Genomic DNA, 21,680 nt, shown 5'->3' on the forward strand with positions numbered 1-21,680 from the left:
GTTTAAATGGTAAGTGTATACTTTATTTAATTATTATTTAAGCAGATGCAAAAAGCCGGAATACGCGGGTATTGATGGTATTGTGATGTCAATTGTTTGTTTTGGCATCCTGTAGTCAGAGAAACAGGCATAATGGTTCGAAGTCGGAGACTTCGAACAGCGGGAAAAACAGGTATAGTGGTTCGATGTTGGGGGACGGCGGATTTTATGCTCCGTAGGAGTTACCCGTTTGTAGCTAAGACGCATCCCAATGATTTTGCGCCGTAGGTGCTACCTCTGAATTAGAAAGGTATTCATCTTTTCAGCGGTTAGGTAGCCTCTGCCGAGGCAAAGGTTGGGGGGGCAATTGAGCTACAAATGGGTAGCACCTATGGTGCATAGGCACCGGCATATAGATGCCCAAATATAGCATGTATCACAATGAAAGATATTGGTATTTATTAAAACAGATGAGGAGCGTTTTACACAGAAAAATGCCGAAGCGGTTTTAACCGTTCAGCAATTTTTGACCCATTGGGTTTGGGAGTAATTAGTTTGTTCCGTGATTGCTAATTTGCCTCCGGTGTGGCCTCAGCAGGGGATACAGCTGGAGTCGGTTTCGGATAGATGGTTGCCGATATCAGTTTTAACTTCAATTTAACAGGTTTTGCCACTGTAACTTTAGAGCTCAGGCTTGCCGATACCGGTTTCAACTTCAAAGTTTTAGCAGGTTTTGGTGATAGTGGCTGTGTGCCGGGTTGAGGGGCTACAGGCATTCCAACCGTATCTTTTGAACTAACAGGAGGTACTGGCGGCGGCGGTGGCATTCTGTTTATATCTTCTGATCTAACAGGAGGTACCGGTGGTGGCGGCGGCATTTTGTTTATATCGCGTGACACAACCGGAGGCGCAGGCGGGGGAGGAGGAGGCGTCCTGTTCACATCTGCTCCTTCAGCGGGTGGCGGTGGGATGCGCAGGTGTTTAGACCCATGTTTTGGTGGTGCAGGTGGTGGTGGCGGCATTCTGTCCATATCTGGCTGTGCACCGGGTGGCATGGGCGGCGGTGGCGGAAGTTTAGGGTATATCATCATTTTAGGAAACGAATAACCGTATTTCTCTTTCAGCATGGCCAGCTCTGCCGGTTTTGCTTTGCTTTTGTAGTACTCCTTTTGATCGCCGTTTTTATCGGTAATAATTACCCTGAAATCGGTTTTGTTGTTAATAAGGTAGCCGGTTTCATCATAAGCATAGCCTTTTGATGTAGTGGCCCTTGTTCTCATCTTGCGGTTAGATGTATCGGCTGTGGCCGTTTTTGGCGCTGTGAGGATTGGCTTTGCGGTTTTTGGTGCCAGGTCAATAAATGCGTAATTTTTACTGAACGCCAATGTTGATGCGCAAAGCATCCCCGCACATATGGGTACGGCCACCAGGTATTTTAGCCTTGCTAAATTGCCCGAACGTTTTTGGTTTAACATAATGATCCTCTTTTTTAACAAATTATAATTGAAAAATGAATGCGTGATAGATGAGCCATTGAGCCCGTAAGCATTGTTCACCAGGAACGACGAGTAAGCCAGGGCATCTGCTTCATGAGCTGCGGTTTGCTCATCGGCAATATACTCATGTACGGTTTTAAGGCTTATCTGCAACAGGTAAATGAGAGGGTTAAACCAGTTGATAATTTTAATAACCTCGATAAAAACAATATCAAACGAGTGCTTTTGGCGAATGTGTACCAGCTCATGCCGGATAATAATGTCGCTGGCGCTGGTTTTTGTGCCTATAAAGAGGTAGTTAAAAAACGAAAAGGCTGTATCTGCATCTTCAATATCTATAAGCTTGTACTTATTATCAATAAGCCTTTTACCTGACGTGGTTAGGTTTACTAGTTTAAACAGTTTGATAACCAGCAGTAAAGCCAATACCGATATGCCAACAATATAAACAGCCCATAAAGCATTATCCCAGGTAATGTAATCAGCTGCCTCTGGCGGTACAGCGGCCGAATCAGCAGGGGAGCCTACCCAGGTAATTTCCTGAACGTTTTCTGTTGGTTTCAACGCACCTATTTGGATAACTGGCAGTGCAAACGATAGCACACAACTCAGCAACAAGTATACCCGGTTAAGGTTATAATGCGTTTCGCGATTTAAAAACAAGCAGTAGCCGGCATAAAATACAGCCAGGTATATATTTGCCTCCAGGAGATAATGCAGCCAGTTCATTGGGTTTTTATTTAATTTGTGAAGGATAAGCAACTATCACAACTTCATTTAAACTAACCGCAGTTGAAAAGCCGGCGGATTGTTTGGCAGGCTTATCAGCGGTATTCGCTTCTGGTAAATGGGAAACCACCACCTGATTGCTGCCTTTATAATCAACCACCTGAAATAACGTAGGGATTGAATAATGCCCGTCTTTTAAATCAAGTGTGCCGTCATAGGCTTTAATGGCACGTAAAAGCTCCCCGTCCATCACCGGTTCTACACCCCGTACAATTTGCGGATCGTTAATTTTTCCATCAACCACATCAAAGGCTGCAATTACCCTGCCGCCGATTTTCTTATCGCGGTCGATAGCGGGATATCGGACGTTCCTGGCTACATATTTGTTAAAAATATCGGTTGTCGCGCGGATCGGTGTATCGGCCTGCATGCTAACCGGCGGCGCAGGCGGCGGTGGCGGCGGAAACTTGGTAGTGTGGTTAATTTCAACCTGGGCGGCAGGGACGTTTGTCGCTTTTTTATTGGTCTTATAGGGCGGCATAAAGGGGTATTTGCTGGCTCCAAAAACCATCAGGCTAAAGTCGTAATCCGGCGCTTTTAGTTCGGCGGCATCAGGTGTTTTTATGAATTTGTAATAGTCGGTACAAAAATAAACTATCATTTTATGCCTGCCCACAGTTTCGTTAACTGTGCCCGGATATGTTTTTAGTGCTTGCAAAACTTGCTGATTAAATGCTGTGCCTGCATTTTTGGTAATGCTGATATTTGCAATTTTGCCTTGGGCTTTAACATCAAAGCTAAGAGCTACAAGGCCGGCCTGGTTTGTTTTTAACTCGCTTTTTGGATAGGTAATGGTTTTATTTAGATAATTGAAAAGGTCGACGTAGGTATCTTTAACGAAGATGGGTGGCGGCGGAGGCTGCAGGTGCGTGTCGTTTTGTTGCGATTTTACCTTGGGTATACTATCTGCCAGGGTGGGTAAAGCTGGTTGATGGTGCACAGGCGCAAGGTCAATCAGTGCGTAATCTTTACTGAACGCCAATGTTGATGCACAAAGCATCCCGGCACAAATAGGTACAGCCACCAGGTATTTTAGCCTGGCTAAGTTCCCCGAACGTTTCTGGTTTAACATAATGATTCTCTTTTTAAGTAGATTATAATTGAAAAATGAATGTGTGATTGATGAGCCGTTTATGCCGTAAGCATTATCAACCAAAAAAGACGAGTAGGTGATGGCATCGGTTTCATGAGCGGCGGTTTGCTCGTCGGCAATATATTCGTGAACGGTTTTAAGGCTTATTTGTACAAAGTAGATGATGGGGTTAAACCAGTTAACAATCCTCAGGATCTCGATAAAAATAATATCTGCCGAGTGTTTTTGTTTGATATGTACCAGCTCATGCCGGATGATGGTATCGCTGCCGTTTATTTTTGTGCCGATAAACAGGTAATTGAAAAATGAAAACGCAGCGTTTGAACTTTCGATACCTATTAACTTGTATTTATCATTCAGTATAGTGTTACCCCTGGTAGTCATTTTAATGAGCTTACCAATTTTAATAAGCAGTAGTAAGGCCATTACCGCCATACCTGTTATATATAAGTATAAAATAGCATCATGCACGGTAAAGTGACTTACCGGCGGCTGGTAGTTTACCAGCGCAGGTGTTGTGTTATTGTGACTGTTAGTGGCAATGGTTACATAAGTTTGTTGAGCACTTTCGGCAGCGGGTTTCAGTGCGCTTACCTGTACCAATGGTAAAATAAATGCCACTGTACAGCTTAGCAATAGGTACACCCGGTTAAGGGTATAATGTGTTTCTTTATTTAAAAACAGGCAATAAAAGGCGTAAAAAACGGCCAGGTATATGTTTGCTTCCAGTAGGTAGTGTAGCCAGTTCATGATTGTTTTTTGTTTTTAAGGTTATCAATCAGTGAGGTTAATTCGTCCAGTTCTTTTACGCTGATCTTCTTTTCGTCTACAATAAACGATACCAGGCTTTGGTACGAATTGCTGAAATAGTTTTTCATCATCTTATCAAACGTGAACTTTTTATACTGATCATCGCTGATAAGCGGGAAGTAAACGTGCGAGTTGCCATAAGCTTTATGGTCGATAAAACCTTTGCCTTCCAGTACTCGCACCACGGTTGATACGGTATTGTAGGCCGGTTTAGGATCGGGCATTTGCTCAATGATATCTTTTACAATAGCTTCCTTTAATTGCCACAGAATCTGCATAATCTGTTCCTCGGCTTTAGTTAGTTCTTTAACATTCATAGTAAACTATTTTTATAGTTAGATAAAGGTAAAACTATTTTTATAGTTTGCAAACTATTTTTATAGTTTTTTGAAAATAGATTTCAGATGTGCAAATTTCAGATGTGCAGATGAGGGGGAGTGGACGTGCAGATATGCAGATTTCAGATGTGCAGATGAAGAGTAGAGCTACTAATTAGAGGATAGTGTAGGCAGAAATCGTAGCGGCACAGGCTCTTTTCATCTGCACATCTGAAATCTGCACATTTGAAATTAATTAATTTGCTAATATTTTTAGGATTTGTATATTCGTGGTACTGATAGTGGCATTTAATCTGCACATCTGAAATCTGAAATCTGCACATCAATGATCTATAATACCGCTTTATCATTTGTTAAAAACTTAGGCCCTGTTGCGGCCAAATCATTGATGGCTTATTTAGGCAGCGCCGAGCAGGTTTTTAAAACATCGCCCTTAAAAATGGCTTCGATACCCGGCATTGGCGAGAAACGGGCAAGCCAGTGGGATTTTAATGAAGCGTTGCGCCTGGCCGAAAAGGAATTGGAATTTGCCAGTAAACATGGTATCGAATTGATATTTTATACCGACGCCCGATATCCAAAACGTTTAAAAAATTGTGGCGATTCGCCTATACTATTATATAGTAAGGGTAAAATGGAACTGAACATGCCCAAAGTGATCAGTATAGTTGGCACCCGCAACGCTACTGATTACGGCAAGCAATTATGCAGGCAACTGATAGAGGAGTTACAGCAATATAATGTATTAATTGCAAGTGGTCTTGCCCTGGGCATTGATGTTGCTGCCCATAAAGAATGCCTGCGGTTGAATGTGCCCACGGTAGGGGTATTAGGGCATGGCCTCGACAGGATGTACCCCAGCCAAAACCGGGCGACTGCCGAAAAAATGCTGGAAAACGGTGGCTTGCTTACCGAATACCCATCAGGCACTATCCCCGACAGGGAAAACTTCCCCCAACGAAACCGGATTGTTGCCGGCATGGCCGATGCCACGGTTGTGATAGAAGCAGGCCTTAAGGGCGGCGCACTCATAACCGCCGAAATTGCCAACTCCTATAACCGGGATGTGTTCGCATTCCCCGGCAGGCTGGATGATGTGTATTCGGAAGGGTGTAACTTTCTGATCCGCAACAATAAAGCAGCACTGCTTACCTGCATGGCCGACCTGGCCTTTAGCCTTGGCTGGGAAAAAGACGAAAACCTGAAACCCACCGAACAGTTTATGCTGCCGCTGGATTTAACCAAAGACGAGAGCCTGATATTTGATATTTTACAACAACATAAAGCCCCGTTGGCTATTGACGAACTTACCATAAAGGCCAACATGCCCATGAGCTCGCTGGCCATGAACCTGCTCAACATGGAAATGCAGGGCTATATCCGTAGTTTGCCGGGGAAAACTTATCGGGTGAATTGAGGGGGTACGTGTTGCCGGTTGCGGGGTTCGGGTGAGAATTTTGAGGTTTGGGTATTGGTCATGAATGTTTTTGTGGATATTTTTGGTATAAAGAAAATCAGTCGCTTTATATAAGATATGAACAAGATCGATATACACAATGAGCGTATTGCAAAAATGACTTTTGCCTCGGTTTACCCTTTGTATCTGGTAAAAGTGGAGAAGAAAGGTAGAACAAAGGAAGAATTACATCAGGTAGTTGCATGGCTGACAGGTTTTAATGACGAGAAATTAAAAGAGCTGATTGAACAAAAATCAACTTTTGAAACCTTCTTTCAGGTTGCTTCGCTAAATCCCAATGCACACCTTATTACGGGAGTAATCTGTGGGTATCGTGTAGAGGAAATCGAGAACCCTTTGACGCAGCAGGTTCGATATTTAGATAAGTTGGTAGATGAGCTGGCGAAGGGAAGGAAGATGGAGAAGATATTACGGAACCCTTAAGGTATCCGGAAGTTTATTCTCCCAACGTAAAGCCGGTTATAGTGCAAACCCTAACCGGCTTATAAATCCTCTGTTATATAAATATGCATTGCCGGTTGTTATTGATAAAGACTTATAGCATCCTCCTTATTAAGATCAATAATCCACTTTTCAATGTAAGCAAGCAGGTCATCTTTATCAGGACTTGAATTATTTTCTCCGTGTGAGCCAAAAACAATTAATCCCAAAGCAATGCAATACCTGATGTCAAGCTGCAATATTAAGCCTATGGTAAAGCCGGCAATAAAATTGTCTCTTGCATCACTGGCAATCTCAATGTTATAATCCACTACCTTTCGCGTTAATACGAATTGCTGATCTTCGGAATATACCAGGGCGTCATTTACAGAATAAATTAATAACTGGTCCACCGTCATCGTCTTAAATATGGAAAAGTATTTCCTTTTTAAATCGCTTAGTGCAAAAGCGTTTAATGTATAGTCCGGGCGTTCGCCATTTAGTACCATCCATAATTTAACAGCCTCACTTTCGTCCAGGCAAAATGTCACCTGGCCATGTTTTGAAAATTCACTTATAATGTCGAGGATCTCATCCACCTGGAAGAATAACCTTTTGGCAGGATCTCCAAGATAAAAAATAAACTCTAAATCGTTTTTCTGTAAAGGCCGAATAACATCCGAAAGCAAACCGTTCCATAAATCCGATGAGTTTGCCACATTTGCCCAGTCGTCAAAAGCAATCGTCCGACAAGCCCGAAACAGGTCAGAAAGATCAGCAATTAGTTTTTCGCTTTTAATTTCAGACCATCTGTTGCTTCTGTTTCCACCCTCCCCAACATCAAAGGCACACCTGGAAAGTGCATCTTCAGCGTACGGAGAACTTAAAGTTAGACTACGGACACCTAAATTGGTTAAAAATTCGGGCAGTTTGGCCTCTTTAATTCCAAAGGCCTTTTTAAGGGTTCCCGGCGCGAGTGTGCTGCCATCATATGTACGGCTCAGGTAAATATTTTGAGAATCATTAAAGTTCCTGATAGATTCGACCAGGTCTGTTAATATAGGAAGCACGTTTTTGATTTCGATATTATAAACTTGCATGGCTCAATTTTTTATGAATAATAATAGGGCTGAATATCTGCCTGGGCTGTTACAATAAGTTCCAGCTGCTTCTGGCAGCAACGCCTTTTTCGCTATAGAATAATGGCATATCTTTCATGCGGATAGCATCGTCTAAAAACTCGCCGCCTTCGTTCATACTGTACGGAGGCTCTTTAATAGTGATGGTGTGTTTATCTGATTGATCTTTCAGATTTTCACCGGCGGGATATAAAATGAAGGGATTCATGATTTTTACATTGTTAATGAATAATTTGTTTTTCTTTCAGCAACAGCTGGCCCGATCACCCGGACCAGCTGGACAATTTATTGTCAAAAAAATCGGTGAGAGTTCGATCTGCTACCTGCTGACTTGCCGTGTTGTTGACCGGTTTTCGTAAGGATAATACGCCGGCGTAGGGATATCCTGGTGCACGAACTGGTGGAAAGTGCATTCCCGTTACAACCGCCCCGGCAAGCTGCCACCCGTCATCTTCGTTTCAACAGGTGGCAGATCGCTACCATCAGGCCTTTTGCAGTTGGGAGCTCCACCATTTTTCAAAGTTAATGGCTCCCAGCTCCGCCTGCCCGGCCGGTACCAATGCTGCATGGGTAATTTCTCCGCCGAAGTACGATGGTTTGCCGTCGGATAACACCTGGCGCGGATCGTTTGTATACTGCAGATACCGGGCCACTATTTCATATAAGGCAAAGCGTTCGGGACCGGCTATTTCTGTTTCGCCATTAATAGGGGCCGCCAGGGCGTATTTGGCTACAAAGGAGGCTACATCTTCTGCAGCGATAGGCTGGAACAGAACATCGGAAAGATGTACTTCACTTCCATTAGTAGCCTGGTTGGCGATACCTGCCAGGAACTCTAAAAACTGGGTGCTCCGGATAATAGTGTAAGGCACTCCCGATTGCTTGATAAGGTCTTCCTGAGCTTTTTTGGCCCGCATGTAACCAATGTTCTGCATGATGTCGACCCCAACAATGGAAAGCGCCACGTGATGTTTTACACCGGCATTGATTTCTGCAGCCAGTAAATTGCGGCCGGCCGTCTGGAAGAATTCCAGAACAGCTTTGTCTTCAAAAGACGGAGAATTTGCCAGGTCTACAACCACATCGGTATTGTTCATGGCCTCGGCCAGCCCTGCTCCTGTGATGGTGTTGATACCTGTGTCTGGCGAGGCAGCTATAACCTGGTGCCCCTGCTGGCGAAGTTTTGAAACTACTTTGCTTCCGATGAGGCCTGTGCCTCCAATGACTACGATTTTCATAATGTTGATTTTTTAATGATTTGTTATACAAAAGACAAAGCCAATGCCAAATAATTCAAATAATTGATAGTCAACAATATATATTATTTTAGGTGTCGTATTTTTCACTATATTCAGTGAAATTACGATCTTTCTCACTATATAAAGGGAAGGAATTCGGGAATTTTAAGACGGTGTTTAAAAATAAAAAAGACAGTCAATGCTTCGTATTTACCCATCACCTATTGGAATTTACATAAACATTCGCTTGAACGCTGGCTAAGACTCACCCGGTCGAGGCAATGCCCGACCACCCTCCTCTCTCCGGCTGACGCTGCAAAGAGGGTTAACTCCAATTTTCTATTGCGACGGGCGCAGCCTCGTCGGGGTGAGGCGATACGCTGCCATACAAAACGCTACTTCACATTAAAATGTATTACCTGCCTGCCTAAATTGCCATCACCATCAAGACCTTCAATAATAGCCCGGTATGAGCCGCGTGCATCGCTATTGTAAAAGTTAAAAGTGGCAACGCCGTTTTTATCGGTAATTACTTTAGGGTTCCAGTAAATGGTGTTCCTGAGATCGAGCCCTATTACGCTGCTTTTGCCAACTTCGTATTTAGGTACGTAAAAATCTTTGGCCTTACTATAACCTTGTACGGCAAACGTAATTACGTTTTGTTTGGGTATCAAAGCCATTAATTGCGACAGGGAAATTTTTTGAGTTTTGATCACCTTTTTGTGGATGATCATCACCCCTTTTGTTCCGTTTATACGGTTTATGCCGCTCAAGCCATCGTTCAAAAATATCTCTACAGATTCTACATCGTCGCCACTCATTGATGCAAGGTTGGTAACATCAATCTGGGCGCTGTTAATATAAATTTGTACAGGTGTTGTTTTTTTTCCCTGGTTGTAATCGCGGGTTACATAAAAGTTATTATCGGCATAAGTTAAGCCAAGCGCCATGGTGCTTAAGCAATTGATCAAAATAGGGCAGCCTTTCAGTTGCTCCGGCTTTATTTCATGATCGGCTTGCGGGCTTAGGCCGGAAAACGTGCCATAATCATTATGGCTGGCTTTTTTAACAACGGTTTTGGCCTTAATTACTACCTCTTTAAGTATCCTTGAGTTTTGGTATTGTTTATGGCTGTTTTCCAGGTACGGGCGTATAACGCTATCGATATTCACAATTTCATCGGCTACATTGGGGTTTTTATTTACCTTTTGATATAGCTCTCCGTTAACGTTTATCACCATATTTCTGCCGTTGGGGTTATTGCGGGCACTCAAGGTAATTTTTGAGGTATCCCTCACCATTACGTCCGAAAACTTGAAGTTGCCCGCCATATCGGTAAGGGTCTCGGCCGAAAAATTATTATCGGGTACAATCAGGCGGATGCTGCCCTTACTAACCGGCAGCCCGGTATTGGTGCGTAATATACCCGATACTTCGATGCCCTGCTCGGGCGCAGTGTATATGGGCGGGTTTTTATCGGCCAGTATATCCTCATAATTAAAGCGGGTATAACCCTGGGTAAGCATCAGTATATCAAGATTATCTGACTTTTCCTGGTCGGGTTTATTAAAGTAATAGTTAGGCTTTTCGATATATCCCTTAAGGTCGGATGTAAGCAGGATGTAACTTAAAATGGTTTGCTCGTTATTTTCGTTAGATGGGATGGTGGCATCGTCTAAAACAGCCACCGAAAAACTGCCCACAACCGGGGTTGTTTTGTTAACTGCCGTTACCGACATTTTTACGTTTTGACGTACCGTATACGATGGCTTATCAGTTTTCAAATTAAGGCTAAGCTGATCGTTATGTTGAATAAACACCAATCGCTGGCACAACGCGTAGCCGCCCGACGAAAATAACGTGATTTGCAATATACCCGTTGGGAATTTTGATTTTGGAATAGCTGCCGAGTAGCTTTGATCTTTTAACACGGTAGATGCCGCGTAATATATCACGCCGCCGCTTTGTGCTACCAGGTAAAAGCTTTTGTTTTGTTTGCGTTGCAAAAACACATCGTTGGCTGCAATTTTTATATTGAGGTTGTCAGGGTCGCTATTATTTACCATAAGGCCTATGCCCATATTTTGCACCCGGGGCAGCTTATAGGTAGCCGAAGAGCCATTGGGGAAAGTTACGTTGGCTGTGTATGTTTTGCCGCTTTCGGGCGTCATGCCAAATATGCCCATGCCCAGGTGGGCCGATGTAAATGTGGCTACTTCGGCTCCGGCATCGTCGGTTATTGTACCCTTAATATCGGCGCCCAACCCCTTGGCGTTAATGGCTTTAAACGCTACCTTGGTACGTACACCGTTGGTAAGCTGGCCGCTCTCGGGAAAAAACTGTACGTCAAAATTAGTTATCGATCCTGTTAGCGGGAAGGTGTTGGTTACAAAATTGCGGTCGCCCATGTCAATAGCAGTTACCAACGACCCCGATGTAAGCGTTGGGGCGTCGTTTTCTGGCAGTTCAACCAATAAGTTACCTTTGGCATCGGTAGTGCCTTTGCCTTTGGCTATAGGATCGCCGTTGCGCACCAATTGCCAGCTTACTTTTTTATCGGCATAAGGCGCACTTGTAGGGTCTTTATAAACAATACTGGCGTTTAGCTTAATCATACCGCCCTTTTTGCCCGAGCTTTTGTAACTGATAAAGGTATTTACCTTGTTATCAAGCGCATTGCCGATGTTAATGGTGCGGTCGTAAAAATAATCGGCGTCAAAATTACGCATCCAGTTGGTGTATGCCCTTATTCGGTAGGCGCCTTGTTTAATGGTTTCGCCATCCAGTGTAATGTTGCCGTTGGCAAAGCCGCTTTTTAGGGGTAGCCTGAGGCCTGCAATTACCGAATCCTGGCTGTTTAGCAAATCAACATAAACAATGCCGCTTAAGGCCGAAGGCTGGTGCTTTTCTACCGTTACATAGGCTTTAAGCCATATGGTATCGCCGGCGGCGTAATAAGGTTTATCCAGGTGCAGGTAAACTTTTTCTATCGGAAAAGCCGTGGCGTACTTGGCGGTTTTTTCAATAACGGTATTAATAGGGATGCTATCCTGCTGGGCCATTGCGGCTAAACTAAAAGATAAGAACAGCGATGCTACGAGTAAAAATTTTCTTGATATCATTAATATAATATAAAGCGGCTAACGGGGCTAATATAAACATTTAGGGCTGTTGCATACGGGGTGCATACGGCATTTAACATTTTTTTACAAACTGGCAGGATTTGGACTATGTTTTACAATGAACGCTTAAAAATATGCCGCATTGTTTTACATGGCGAAAGTTAAAGCCATTTGATAGCATAGCACAGAAAATAACATGATTGTTACTTTTTGCAATGTAAAATGGCTGAAGCGGAATACTATGAACGTAGTCGGGTTAACGAATGGAAATTGATTTAAATATCGAACACCGAATGTCCAATATCGAATAATGAAAGTTGAATATCGAACACCGAAATTCAACTTTCATTATTCGATATTATTTATACTCCCGTTGTTTCTTAATTCAGGCTATTTAGCAGGTGCCGTTTTGCCCTCAACATGTACAGATACCATGCTGGAATGTATAATACCCAAGGTGGAGCCTGGTTTTACATTAAGATAAAACTTAAAATAGCTATCCATAATACCATTGGCCATCCTGTTATAGGCCGCGGTAAATTCGGGCCCGCTGATATCAAGGTCGATAAGGGGCTTGCCGTAATGCATGCCGCCCTTATCATCAATATACATGGTAAATGAATAGTAAAAATCTTTGTAAGCCTTGTTGATCACGATATCGTAAGTAGGGTCGAGGTAATCGTCGGACGGGTCGAAATTGTTTTCGATAGTGGGTTTTGTAGTGCGACGGCTAACCGTTACCTGCGGGCTTTTGCTGGTAATTAGGGCTGGTTGCCTTGCCGAAAACTGTTTTTTATAATCGGCATTTGCTTTTACCGCCAATGAGCGGATAAACAAAGTATCCTGCCGGCTCGGGTGCCTTAGTGTGGATGTATCGGTATGCAAAACGTTTTTTACATAATTATCAGCATAAAACAGCATGTATACTTTGGTGCCTTTAATATCAAGCGAATCGCCTTTTTGTTTAATAATTTCAAGGATAAGGCTATCCTTGGTCATTTTTTGAACCTTTAACCAGGAGCGGGCAGCATTGAAAATAGAATCGTACCCGCGCGTGAGCGGAAAGTTGATGAATGCGCTTTTGGTAGGGCTGTATATGCTTACCGAATCGTCTGATACAAACTTAAGCTTCCATTGCGGCTCCAGCTGGTAGCCATATTCGTTAAAAGACAGTCCGTTTTTTTGTCTGCGTTTTACTTCAGAATAGTTGATGCCGTTATAAGGCTTAAAATCTATTAATTCTTTTTTTTTCTTACCCGGGCCGCCACTACAGCCGGTTTGTATAATGGAGATGATAGTAAGCAGTATAAAACCAGCCAGTTTTATTGTTTTTATATTGATAGATAGCATACGCCTTAAAGATATATATAATTCAATAAACTGCTAAAAGGGACTTTTATTTTCGAAGGTTTGGAGGGCCTGGACGAAAGACTTTTGAACAAGAGATTTTAGCACCTCTACCGAACTTTTCACCAATGAGCTAATGAACCAGTGAACTAATAAACTAGTTATATTCCCGTTATTCCCTGCACATGAATGTTAATTTCGCTGGCATGCAGCATGTTCAATGTTTTGCCAGGTGTAACTTTCAGGTAATGTTTTAAATAGCTGTTCATGACGGCGGAAGACTGCCGTATGTAGTTGTCTTTTAAGGATTGGCCAAGAAAGGGGATGAGCGGTTGATTATAATGCATTTGCCCATCCGAATCAATATACACGCTGAATGAATAGTAAAAATCAGCATAAGCTTTACTTATCGCGACATCAAAGGTTGGGTGCATATAGTCATCAGACGTATCAAAGTGATTAAGCAGATCGCCCTCGGCAACCCATTTTTTTACCTTAACCCGAGGGCTTGTACTGGTTAAAAAAGCAGGCTGCCTGGCTGCAAATGCTTTGGTGTAGTCTTTATTAGCCGCATCGGATAACGCCCTGATGAAGAGTGAATCCTTGCGGTTTGGTCTTTTTAACACCGCGGTATCGGTGTGCAAGGTGTTTTTAATATAATCATCGGCATAAAAGGTCATGTACAATTTTTCCCCGCGGGTATCAACGGTATCGCCATACGAGTTAATCATTTCCAGTTTCAGGCTATCCCGGTTCATTGCTTTTACTTTGAGCCAGGTGCGCGCGGTATTAAAAATGGAGTCGTAACCACGTGTTAACGGAAAGTTGATGAATTTTCCCTTAGTAGGGCTATAGATGCTTGCCGAATCGTTGGATACAAAGTTGATACGCCATTGAGGCTCCATCTGGTAACCATAGTTTGTGAACGAAAGGCCGTTTGCTGTAAGTCGCGAAATTTCTGAATAAGCCACTCCCCATACCGGTTTAAACGATATCAGGTCTTTTTCGCCGTTATGTTTAACAACAGGAGGGTGTTTACAGGCAAGGTTGAAGAATATTAAAAGTGTCAGGAGTAATACAGGTAGCTTCGTTTGGGCTATCATCAGGTAAAGGATTTTAGTTAAATGTACGTTATTGATTTAATAAAACAATATTTGCATCGCCGGTAATTTTAAAACTAACCATCAGCCGGGCCGTTAAGTAGTAAAAGCAAGAAACAAATGGGAGTTGAAATAGAGCGAAAATTTTTAGTTGATCATGATCAATGGCTACAAATGCCAAAGCCGATAGGCACGTACTTTAGGCAAGGTTATCTTTTAAGCGAGCCTGGTAAAACTATCAGGGTGCGCGTAACGCCCGATGAAGGCTTTATTACTATAAAAGGCGGTACTACCGGCTTGAGCAGGTTAGAGTACGAGTATGCAATCCCTGCCATAGATGGGGAAGAGCTGTTGGATAATTTTGCAATATCCGAACTGAAAAAACGCAGGTATAGGATTGATGTTGCCGGCAAGGTATGGGAAGTTGACGAATTTTTGGGCGATAACAAAGGCTTGCTGGTTGCCGAAATTGAACTGGAAAGCGAAGACGAAAAGTTTATATTGCCGCCCTGGGTTACCACCGAAGTCACCGGCGACGCAAGGTATTACAATTCGAATTTATCGGTAACGCCATTTTGCAGGTGGTAGCAAAATCAGGCCGATTCGGGCAGGCCCAGTAAAATATCCGTTTCAGATTCGTCGCTAACGGTTTTTACATATTTATTGCCTTTGGGGCAAAGTGCCGGTATTAGGCAGGTTTTATTGCCGCGTTCGTCAATAATATAAGCTTCACCGTCCTCGTTCTTTATCCAGTCGTAAAGTTTTGCCCGTTCGGTTATCCCCTTAACATTTATCCGTTCGTTAATCCACTCCAGCGAATCTATTGCCACGTATGGGTTTTCATGTGGCGTTACATCAGTTTTAATACAAAGAATACGTACAGCCATAGCTAAAATGCTTTAAATAATCAGGTACGATAAAATTAAAGCAAAAATAAAAGCGATGAAATAGGTGTTTTCACCCATTTGGGCGTACGTAGTTTTACTTATGGGTAATGTCTGCCAGGCACCATTACAGGCGCTAAGTTCAGGGTATTGGGAACAAAAAAAGCAGGGGACCGTGCGATTTGTTCCTTGGGGAAGGGTAATGCCATTAATTTAAGAGGTTTTTCGCGCAAAGATCGCTAAGGCGCAAAGTAATTTGCTTATTTTATTTTTAGCGTCCTGGCAGAACGCCTATGACATCCTGAATAGCAAAATCCGCAGATTCTGAAGTGGGAATTACGTTTATCGCATGGCGGCGAGTCGACTCACCCCGACGAGGCCACGCCCGTCTGCCCCTCCGCTTCGCGCATAGAGGGGCAAAAAAATAAAAAATGAGCTTCACCCTCTTTGCGGCACAGCCGGAGAGAGGGTCGGCCAGCGTAGCGTAGCCGGGGTGAGTTGTAGCCAGCGTTCAAGCCAATGTTTGTGTAAGCCCAACGCGTCATGGGTAACAAAATATCCTTAAAATACAAAAGCCCTGGTTAAGTATAACTTAAGCAGGGCTTTTGCGGTTAATAAAAATATTAAGCCCAGCCAGTACCTTTTTTAGCGTTACCATTGGCAATATGCTCTTCGGCAGTGGCTTTGCCCATGATTGCAGCCATTTTGTTACCTGCACCATCTGTACCGGTAGCAATGTACCTTCCAGATTTAATGTCGATCACCGGATCAACCATTGGTACATTCTTAGTTTTGGTTTTCACTGAATACGCGGTAATACCGCTTCCTTTTTCTGTTGCCATGATAAGTTCTTTTTGTTTAATTTAAGTTAACCCGATTAACGCCGAATTGTTTTCGGCATGCTCACAATTGGTTTTACAGTGTAAACATGCATTAAAATTTTTTAATTCAAAATATTTGACATAAATAATTTGTTAACACATTTAAGGCATTGTTAATAAAAAAATGTAAAGGGGCGGGTTAATGCCGTTAAGTTGAGGATATTCGTCGGTTAAGCACCTCCCGTACCTTCCCAAGTAGGGTAGGGCTTTAAAAAATAGTATACTATAATACCTCCAACCGGGGGAAACTTTACCGGGCTGCCAAATACTTATAGGGCCTGATTGTATAAGATATATAAAAAAAAAATCAAAATAATTTGCGTACTTAAAACACATATTTATATTTGCGTATAATTAACGCAAATAAGATGAAAATAGCCGTAATTATTGCCCGCTTCCAAACGCCGTACCTGCACGATGGACATAAAAACCTGGTAGATACCGTAAGTAAGGATTATGCTAAATTAATTATCCTGCTTGGGGTAAGCCCGGTAATGGGCAGCCGGAAAAACCCGTATGATTACCATACCCGCGAAAAAATGATTAAAAGGGAATACCCGGATGTGATTGTACTGCCGGTGAGCGATCATCCGAGCGACAAGGTGTGGTCTGATAATCTTGATAACTTGCTCAAAAGTGTTTTCCCTAATGGTAATTTCACGCTGTTTGGCAGCCGGGATAGCTTTATCCCTTACTACCAGGGCCATTTTGAAACCGTTGAACTGCCCGCTCACGGCGATTACAATGCTACCGAATTGCGTAAACAATACGCCGATAAGGTTTTCGACTCCAACGATTTTCGCGCGGGCATCCTGTACGCTTACTATAACCAATACACCAAAGTATACCCAACGGTTGATGTGGCCATGTTTAGGAACAATAAAACCGAACTGTTGTTAGGGAAAAAAGCCAACAGCCCCAAATGGCGCTTTATAGGCGGCTTTGCCGACCCGGAAGACGATAGCTACGAAGCCGCCGCCAAACGCGAACTCACCGAAGAATGTGGAAACGTGAAGGTGGGCAACATGACCTACGAAACCAGCCACCGTGTAAACGACTGGCGCTACCGCAACGAAGCCGATAAAATTATTACCTTGTTGTTTAGTTGTGACCATATATCAGGCGAGCCGGTAGCTAACGACGATATTGTAGATGTAGCCTGGTTTAAAATTGAAAACCTTACACCAATGATAAGCAACGGCCTGATTAATGATGAGCATGCCAAAATGTTAAAATTGATCATCACTAAATACCTTAACAATTAACACCATGAAACGCGAAAACTTAGTACTGCTGGCCGATGCCTACAAGTACGCCCACCATAAATTATATTACCCTGGCACCACCCAAATTTACAGCTACCTGGAAAGCAGGGGAGGGATGTTTAATGAAACCATTTTTTTCGGCCTGCAATATTTTTTGAAAGAATACCTGCAAGGCCCTGCATTTACCCAACATGATTTGGACGAAGCCGATGGCTTTTTAAAACAGGTATTTGGCAGGGACGATGTGTTTGATAAAAGCAAGTTCCAGTACATACTGGATAAATACAACGGCAGATTGCCCGTAAAGATAAAAGCTGTAGCCGAAGGCACCGCGGTACCTACCGGCAACGTACTGATGACCATTGAAAATACCGACCCGGAATGTTACTGGCTCACCAATTTTTTAGAAACCCTGCTGATGCAGGTTTGGTACCCATGTACCGTAGCTACATTAAGCAACCAGATAAAAAGGGTAGTGGTTAGATATTACCAGGAGACCGCCACACCCGGCGCAGAGGCCGGTATAGACTTTGTGCTGAACGATTTTGGTTTCCGCGGCGTAAGCAGTGTGGAGAGTGCTAAGATTGGCGGAGCCGCCCATTTGCTTAATTTTAGCGGCAGCGATAACCTGGCCGGTTCTGTAATGGCCATTAATTATTATAACGCCCAAAATGTTTATGGCTTAAGCATCCCGGCCACCGAACATAGCATTTGTACATTATTGGGCAGGGAAGGAGAACTGGAGGTTTTCAGGCACGTATTAAAAACTTTCCCCACCGGGATTATTGCCTGCGTATCTGACAGCTACAATATATTTAAGGCCTGTAGCGAATACTGGGGGACGGAGTTGCGCGACGAGATATTGAACCGTGATGGCACCCTGGTGATCCGCCCGGATAGCGGCGACCCGGTGATGACCTTGTTAGAGATTTTCAATATCCTGTTTGATAAATTTGGCTTTACCATCAATGCCAAAGGTTACAAAGTACTGCCCTCACAGGTAAGGGTAATACAAGGTGATGGCGTAAACTATACCGAAATAGGTAATATTTATAAAGCTTTAAAAGAAAACAGCATCAGCGCCGAGAACCTGGTACTGGGCATGGGAGGCGCTTTGCTTCAAAAAGTTGACCGCGATACCCAGAAATTCGCCCTGAAATGCAGCTGCGCCATTGTAAACGGGCAGGAAGTTAGGGTGGAGAAAAGCCCGACCGAAATGGATGCCGATGGCAACATTACCTCCAGCTTTAAAAAGAGCAAAGCTGGCAGGTTAAAGCTGATTAAGGTAGACGGAACATTTAAAACAGTTAATGAAGATAACCTGCCCGCAGCAGAAGACCTGTTGCAAACCGTTTTTAAGAACGGGGAATTGATAAATACTGTTAGTTTTGAGCAGGTAAAGGCAAATGTAAATGCCAACAAGGGTTAGAAAGTTCGGTTTAAGGGAGCAAGGGGGCGTGCGATTCCTTCCTTGGGGAAGGGAAGGTAGGGGTTTCTCCAACCATAAGGCAAGAGTAAAAGCATAAAGTAGAAACCCCTCCCTCCACCCTCCCATGGGAGGGAATCGCACTGGGCCATCACTTTTTGACCTTACAGAATACCTGTGCCATTAAAATATTAACATGAAAAAGTTACTGTTCGCGATAAAAGATTATGAATACCTGGCCCAAAAGGTAATGGCCTGCGGAACGTTTGAAAAAGGACAAATTGAGGTAAGCACCTTTACCGATGGCGAACGTTACCAGCGCATCCTGTCGCCAATTGAAAACCGCGATATTATCCTTATAGGCGGTACAGTAACCGACGAAGCAACGCTTGAATTGTATGACCTGGCATCGTCACTGGTAAGCTACGGGGCCAATTCATTAACCTTAGTAATCCCATATTTTGGCTACTCCACCATGGAACGTGCCGTACTAAGCGGCGAGATTGTAACCGCCAAAACCCGCGCACGGCTCATCTCTGCCATTCCCAAATCAAACAGGGGCAACAAAGTGGTGTTGTTTGATCTGCATTCCGAAGGGATCCAGTATTATTTTGAACACGACCTGTACCCGGTACACGTTTACTGTAAAGACCTGGTGATAAAAGCAGCCCTGAAATACGGAGGCGATAATTTTGTAATGGCCAGTACCGATGCCGGCCGCGCCAAATGGGTAGAATCGTTAGCTAACGACATGGGCGTAAACGCTGCCTTCATCCTTAAACGTCGCCTAAAAGGCGACCATACCGAAGTAAGCGCCATCAACGCCGATGTTGCCGGCAAAACCGTAATTATTTATGACGACATGATCCGCTCCGGGGGCAGCATCATCAACGCCGCCCAAACCTACAAAAACGCCGGCGCGGGCGATATTTACGTAATAACCACCCATGGTTTATTCATCAATAACGGCATAGAAAAATTAAAAAACAGCGGCCTCATCAAAAAACTCATCAGCTCAGATTCGCACATGAATATGCAGGCCATCAGCGATGATAATTTTGTGGAGGTAAACAGTTTGGCGGAGTTGATTTGTTCGGTGATTTGAGATAAGTTTAACTATATATCAGTTACGCAAAGTTATTTTTTCGCTGGCGTACTGCGTGCCACGTGTGCCCCGCCGACAGGTGAACAATATGCAATTCGATGAATATAAAGGTCCGCTGTGTATTGTTCCATTGTTCGAATATCGTTTATAGCTCCAAATATCGAAATACGACCCTAACATTGTGCTACCCTACACATCTATTGCATAGCATACCTGCTATTTTTAATTGATCAAAAAAATCTTATTTTTGATTATTAATGAAACCCATCAAAGATGAACTACAAAATATCATTCTCGGAGATGAACCTGCTGGCCAGGCAAGTAAACTCAAAAAAGTCCAGTCTTTCCTTAGATCAAATGCGTCAACAAGCCTCACAGCTAAAGAACAACAGCGTATCAAAAGTAAAGAAACAGCAGCACTCTTAATTTTCGGCGAACGGGAGGATCTTTTCTATTTGCCTGCAATTCAGCAAGGTGATTTTATCAGTGAAGGTGCTGAACAAAAGGTATATCGGCTCAACGGCACTCATGTAATTAAAACCAATGGTGGCATTTTCTACGAAAGCTGGCTTGATTATTTCAATAGCCTGATTATTCATAATTACTTTTTCCCGGCTACTGCTTATGTCTTCCTCGGTTTCAAAATGATCGATGACGAACTGAATGCGGTAGTTATGCAAGAGTTTATAGTTGCATCTGAACCAACTGAACTTGCTGCTGTTAAAGAATTTTTAGAATTCAACCATTTTAAAAATAGGCGTAACAACGACTATTTTAATACCAGTTTAGGCTTGATCTTTGAAGATCTGCACGACGAAAACATCCTCTCCTCTGACGGTGTGCTTTTCTTTATCGATACTATTTTTTACTTAACACCGGATTTTTACACTTCATAAGCATCCCCCTGCTATCTTAATAATCTTATTAGTGTTGTGTTATACTGCCCATTTTCTGGAGGTAAATTATATCATAAATTCGCACCAATGTTCCACTTCAAACAATTCAGCGTTGACCAAAGCGGCTGCGCCATGAAGATTAATACAGATGGTGTTTTGCTTGGCGCACTGGCAACTGCCGATGCCCCAAAATCTATATTGGATATCGGTACCGGAACCGGTGTTATTGCCTTGATGCTGGCCCAGCGTTTTGCTAATGCACAAATTGATGCTGTAGAGATTGATGAAAACGCGGCGAAGACTGCCGGGAGTAATTTTGAAAACTCCCCTTTTGCGGATAGACTTGCTGTTTACCTTTCGGGTTTCCAGGAGTTTTTCAAAACCTATCCTGAAAAGCGGTATGATGTTATAGTTTCCAATCCGCCTTTCTATATCAATTCCTTGTTGTCGCCCGGTGCGAAGAAGAACCAGGCTAAACATGCAGACGGAAGGTTTTTTGAAGAATTAATCAAATCCGTTTCTAATCACCTTGCCGGCAATGGGGTTTGCTGGCTGGTGTTGCCGCCGGATACGGCTGAAATAGTAAAGGTCCTGGCCGAAAGAAACGGATTGTACTTGCAAAAGGCCATAAAAATCAGGTCTTTTGAAAAAGATGAGCCTCACCGGGAAATTTTGATGCTGGGTTTTCAGGAAATTTCGACAGAAATAGCTACTTTAACCATTTATAAAGATGTAAATGTTTATTCTGAAGAATATAAACGTACATTACAGCCTTATTTTTTAGCCTTTTAGCATGAGAACCTTATCAATAATCTTAACAATTTTGTTAATTGTACCATTTTTGGGCTGCTTATTTATAGCTTACCAAAGCTACT

General features: G+C 43.1%; 19 protein-coding genes. 8 read left to right on the top strand and 11 right to left on the bottom strand.

Annotated features, from left to right (window positions below; all coding sequences use genetic code 11):
• Positions 1-548: 548 nt before the first annotated feature.
• The 3 genes from BMX56_RS14900 to BMX56_RS14910 are packed head-to-tail and all read right to left on the bottom strand — an operon-like array spanning position 549 to position 4,484.
• Complete coding sequence (locus tag BMX56_RS14900) at positions 549-2,204, bottom strand: M56 family metallopeptidase (protein ID WP_143065453.1); 1,656 nt, start codon at positions 2,202-2,204, stop codon at positions 549-551.
• Positions 2,205-2,211: 7 nt separating this feature from the next.
• Positions 2,212-4,107 carry an energy transducer TonB gene (locus BMX56_RS14905; protein WP_090649389.1) on the bottom strand — a complete coding sequence of 632 codons (1,896 nt, stop codon included), beginning with the start codon at positions 4,105-4,107 and terminating at the stop codon, positions 2,212-2,214.
• Positions 4,104-4,484, bottom strand: a complete 381-nt coding sequence (locus BMX56_RS14910) for a BlaI/MecI/CopY family transcriptional regulator (protein ID WP_090649392.1) — start codon at positions 4,482-4,484, stop codon at positions 4,104-4,106. The genes BMX56_RS14905 and BMX56_RS14910 overlap by 4 nt, the downstream gene beginning before the upstream one ends.
• 346 nt (positions 4,485-4,830) lie before the next feature.
• On the opposite strand from BMX56_RS14910, the gene dprA reads away from it, so the two are divergent.
• Both dprA and BMX56_RS14920 read left to right on the top strand, forming a co-directional pair.
• Positions 4,831-5,922 carry a DNA-processing protein DprA gene (dprA, locus tag BMX56_RS14915; RefSeq protein ID WP_090649396.1) on the top strand — a complete coding sequence of 364 codons (1,092 nt, stop codon included), beginning with the start codon at positions 4,831-4,833 and terminating at the stop codon, positions 5,920-5,922.
• 117 nt (positions 5,923-6,039) lie between these two features.
• Positions 6,040-6,405 (top strand): DUF2200 domain-containing protein, encoded by a 366-nt coding sequence (locus BMX56_RS14920; protein WP_090649399.1) that lies wholly within the window; start codon positions 6,040-6,042, stop codon positions 6,403-6,405.
• Positions 6,406-6,503: 98 nt separating this feature from the next.
• Here the strand turns inward: BMX56_RS14920 and BMX56_RS14925 are convergent, their stop codons facing one another.
• The 6 genes from BMX56_RS14925 to BMX56_RS14950 all read right to left on the bottom strand — a co-directional run bounded on the left by BMX56_RS14925 (position 6,504) and on the right by BMX56_RS14950 (position 14,351).
• The gene (locus BMX56_RS14925; RefSeq protein ID WP_090649402.1) at positions 6,504-7,502 is read right to left on the bottom strand and encodes a hypothetical protein; all 999 of its coding nucleotides are present in this window, start codon (positions 7,500-7,502) and stop codon (positions 6,504-6,506) included.
• A 49-nt stretch (positions 7,503-7,551) separates the two neighbouring features.
• Positions 7,552-7,749: a hypothetical protein gene (locus BMX56_RS14930; RefSeq protein ID WP_090649405.1), complete on the bottom strand. Its 198-nt coding sequence runs from the start codon at positions 7,747-7,749 to the stop codon at positions 7,552-7,554.
• 274 nt (positions 7,750-8,023) lie between these two features.
• Complete coding sequence (locus BMX56_RS14935; RefSeq protein WP_090649407.1) at positions 8,024-8,779, bottom strand: SDR family oxidoreductase; 756 nt, start codon at positions 8,777-8,779, stop codon at positions 8,024-8,026.
• Between the two features lie 395 nt (positions 8,780-9,174).
• Positions 9,175-11,901, bottom strand: coding sequence for a hypothetical protein (locus BMX56_RS14940; RefSeq protein ID WP_090649409.1), 2,727 nt, complete (start codon positions 11,899-11,901; stop codon positions 9,175-9,177).
• 390 nt (positions 11,902-12,291) lie between these two features.
• A complete protein-coding gene (locus tag BMX56_RS14945; protein ID WP_090649412.1) occupies positions 12,292-13,251 on the bottom strand; it encodes a hypothetical protein in 960 nt (319 codons plus the stop codon).
• A 158-nt stretch (positions 13,252-13,409) separates the two neighbouring features.
• The gene (locus BMX56_RS14950) at positions 13,410-14,351 is read right to left on the bottom strand and encodes a hypothetical protein (protein WP_090649415.1); all 942 of its coding nucleotides are present in this window, start codon (positions 14,349-14,351) and stop codon (positions 13,410-13,412) included.
• Between the two features lie 117 nt (positions 14,352-14,468).
• Between BMX56_RS14950 and BMX56_RS14955 the strand changes: the two genes are divergently transcribed.
• On the top strand, positions 14,469-14,936 hold the full coding sequence (locus tag BMX56_RS14955; RefSeq protein WP_090649419.1) for a CYTH domain-containing protein: 468 nt from the start codon (positions 14,469-14,471) through the stop codon (positions 14,934-14,936).
• Between the two features lie 5 nt (positions 14,937-14,941).
• Here the strand turns inward: BMX56_RS14955 and BMX56_RS14960 are convergent, their stop codons facing one another.
• Both BMX56_RS14960 and BMX56_RS14965 read right to left on the bottom strand, forming a co-directional pair.
• Entirely contained in the window at positions 14,942-15,235 is a 294-nt protein-coding gene (locus BMX56_RS14960; protein ID WP_090649422.1) for a DUF3892 domain-containing protein, read from the bottom strand.
• Positions 15,236-15,855: 620 nt separating this feature from the next.
• The gene (locus BMX56_RS14965) at positions 15,856-16,074 is read right to left on the bottom strand and encodes a hypothetical protein (protein WP_090649425.1); all 219 of its coding nucleotides are present in this window, start codon (positions 16,072-16,074) and stop codon (positions 15,856-15,858) included.
• 407 nt (positions 16,075-16,481) lie between these two features.
• On the opposite strand from BMX56_RS14965, the gene BMX56_RS14975 reads away from it, so the two are divergent.
• The 5 genes from BMX56_RS14975 to BMX56_RS14995 all read left to right on the top strand — a co-directional run bounded on the left by BMX56_RS14975 (position 16,482) and on the right by BMX56_RS14995 (position 21,597).
• Complete coding sequence (locus tag BMX56_RS14975) at positions 16,482-17,378, top strand: NUDIX domain-containing protein (RefSeq protein ID WP_090649431.1); 897 nt, start codon at positions 16,482-16,484, stop codon at positions 17,376-17,378.
• A 4-nt stretch (positions 17,379-17,382) separates the two neighbouring features.
• Positions 17,383-18,807: a nicotinate phosphoribosyltransferase gene (locus tag BMX56_RS14980; protein ID WP_090649434.1), complete on the top strand. Its 1,425-nt coding sequence runs from the start codon at positions 17,383-17,385 to the stop codon at positions 18,805-18,807.
• Positions 18,808-19,000: 193 nt separating this feature from the next.
• Entirely contained in the window at positions 19,001-19,909 is a 909-nt protein-coding gene (locus tag BMX56_RS14985) for a ribose-phosphate diphosphokinase (RefSeq protein ID WP_090649437.1), read from the top strand.
• A gap of 257 nt (positions 19,910-20,166) precedes the next feature.
• Positions 20,167-20,805, top strand: a complete 639-nt coding sequence (locus tag BMX56_RS14990; RefSeq protein ID WP_218152423.1) for a putative polyvalent protein kinase domain-containing protein — start codon at positions 20,167-20,169, stop codon at positions 20,803-20,805.
• Between the two features lie 87 nt (positions 20,806-20,892).
• Positions 20,893-21,597, top strand: a complete 705-nt coding sequence (locus tag BMX56_RS14995) for a tRNA1(Val) (adenine(37)-N6)-methyltransferase (protein WP_090649440.1) — start codon at positions 20,893-20,895, stop codon at positions 21,595-21,597.
• Positions 21,598-21,680 lie beyond the last annotated feature (83 nt).

The sequence above is a fragment of the Mucilaginibacter sp. OK283 genome (assembly GCF_900110415.1).
Lineage (GTDB): Bacteria > Bacteroidota > Bacteroidia > Sphingobacteriales > Sphingobacteriaceae > Mucilaginibacter.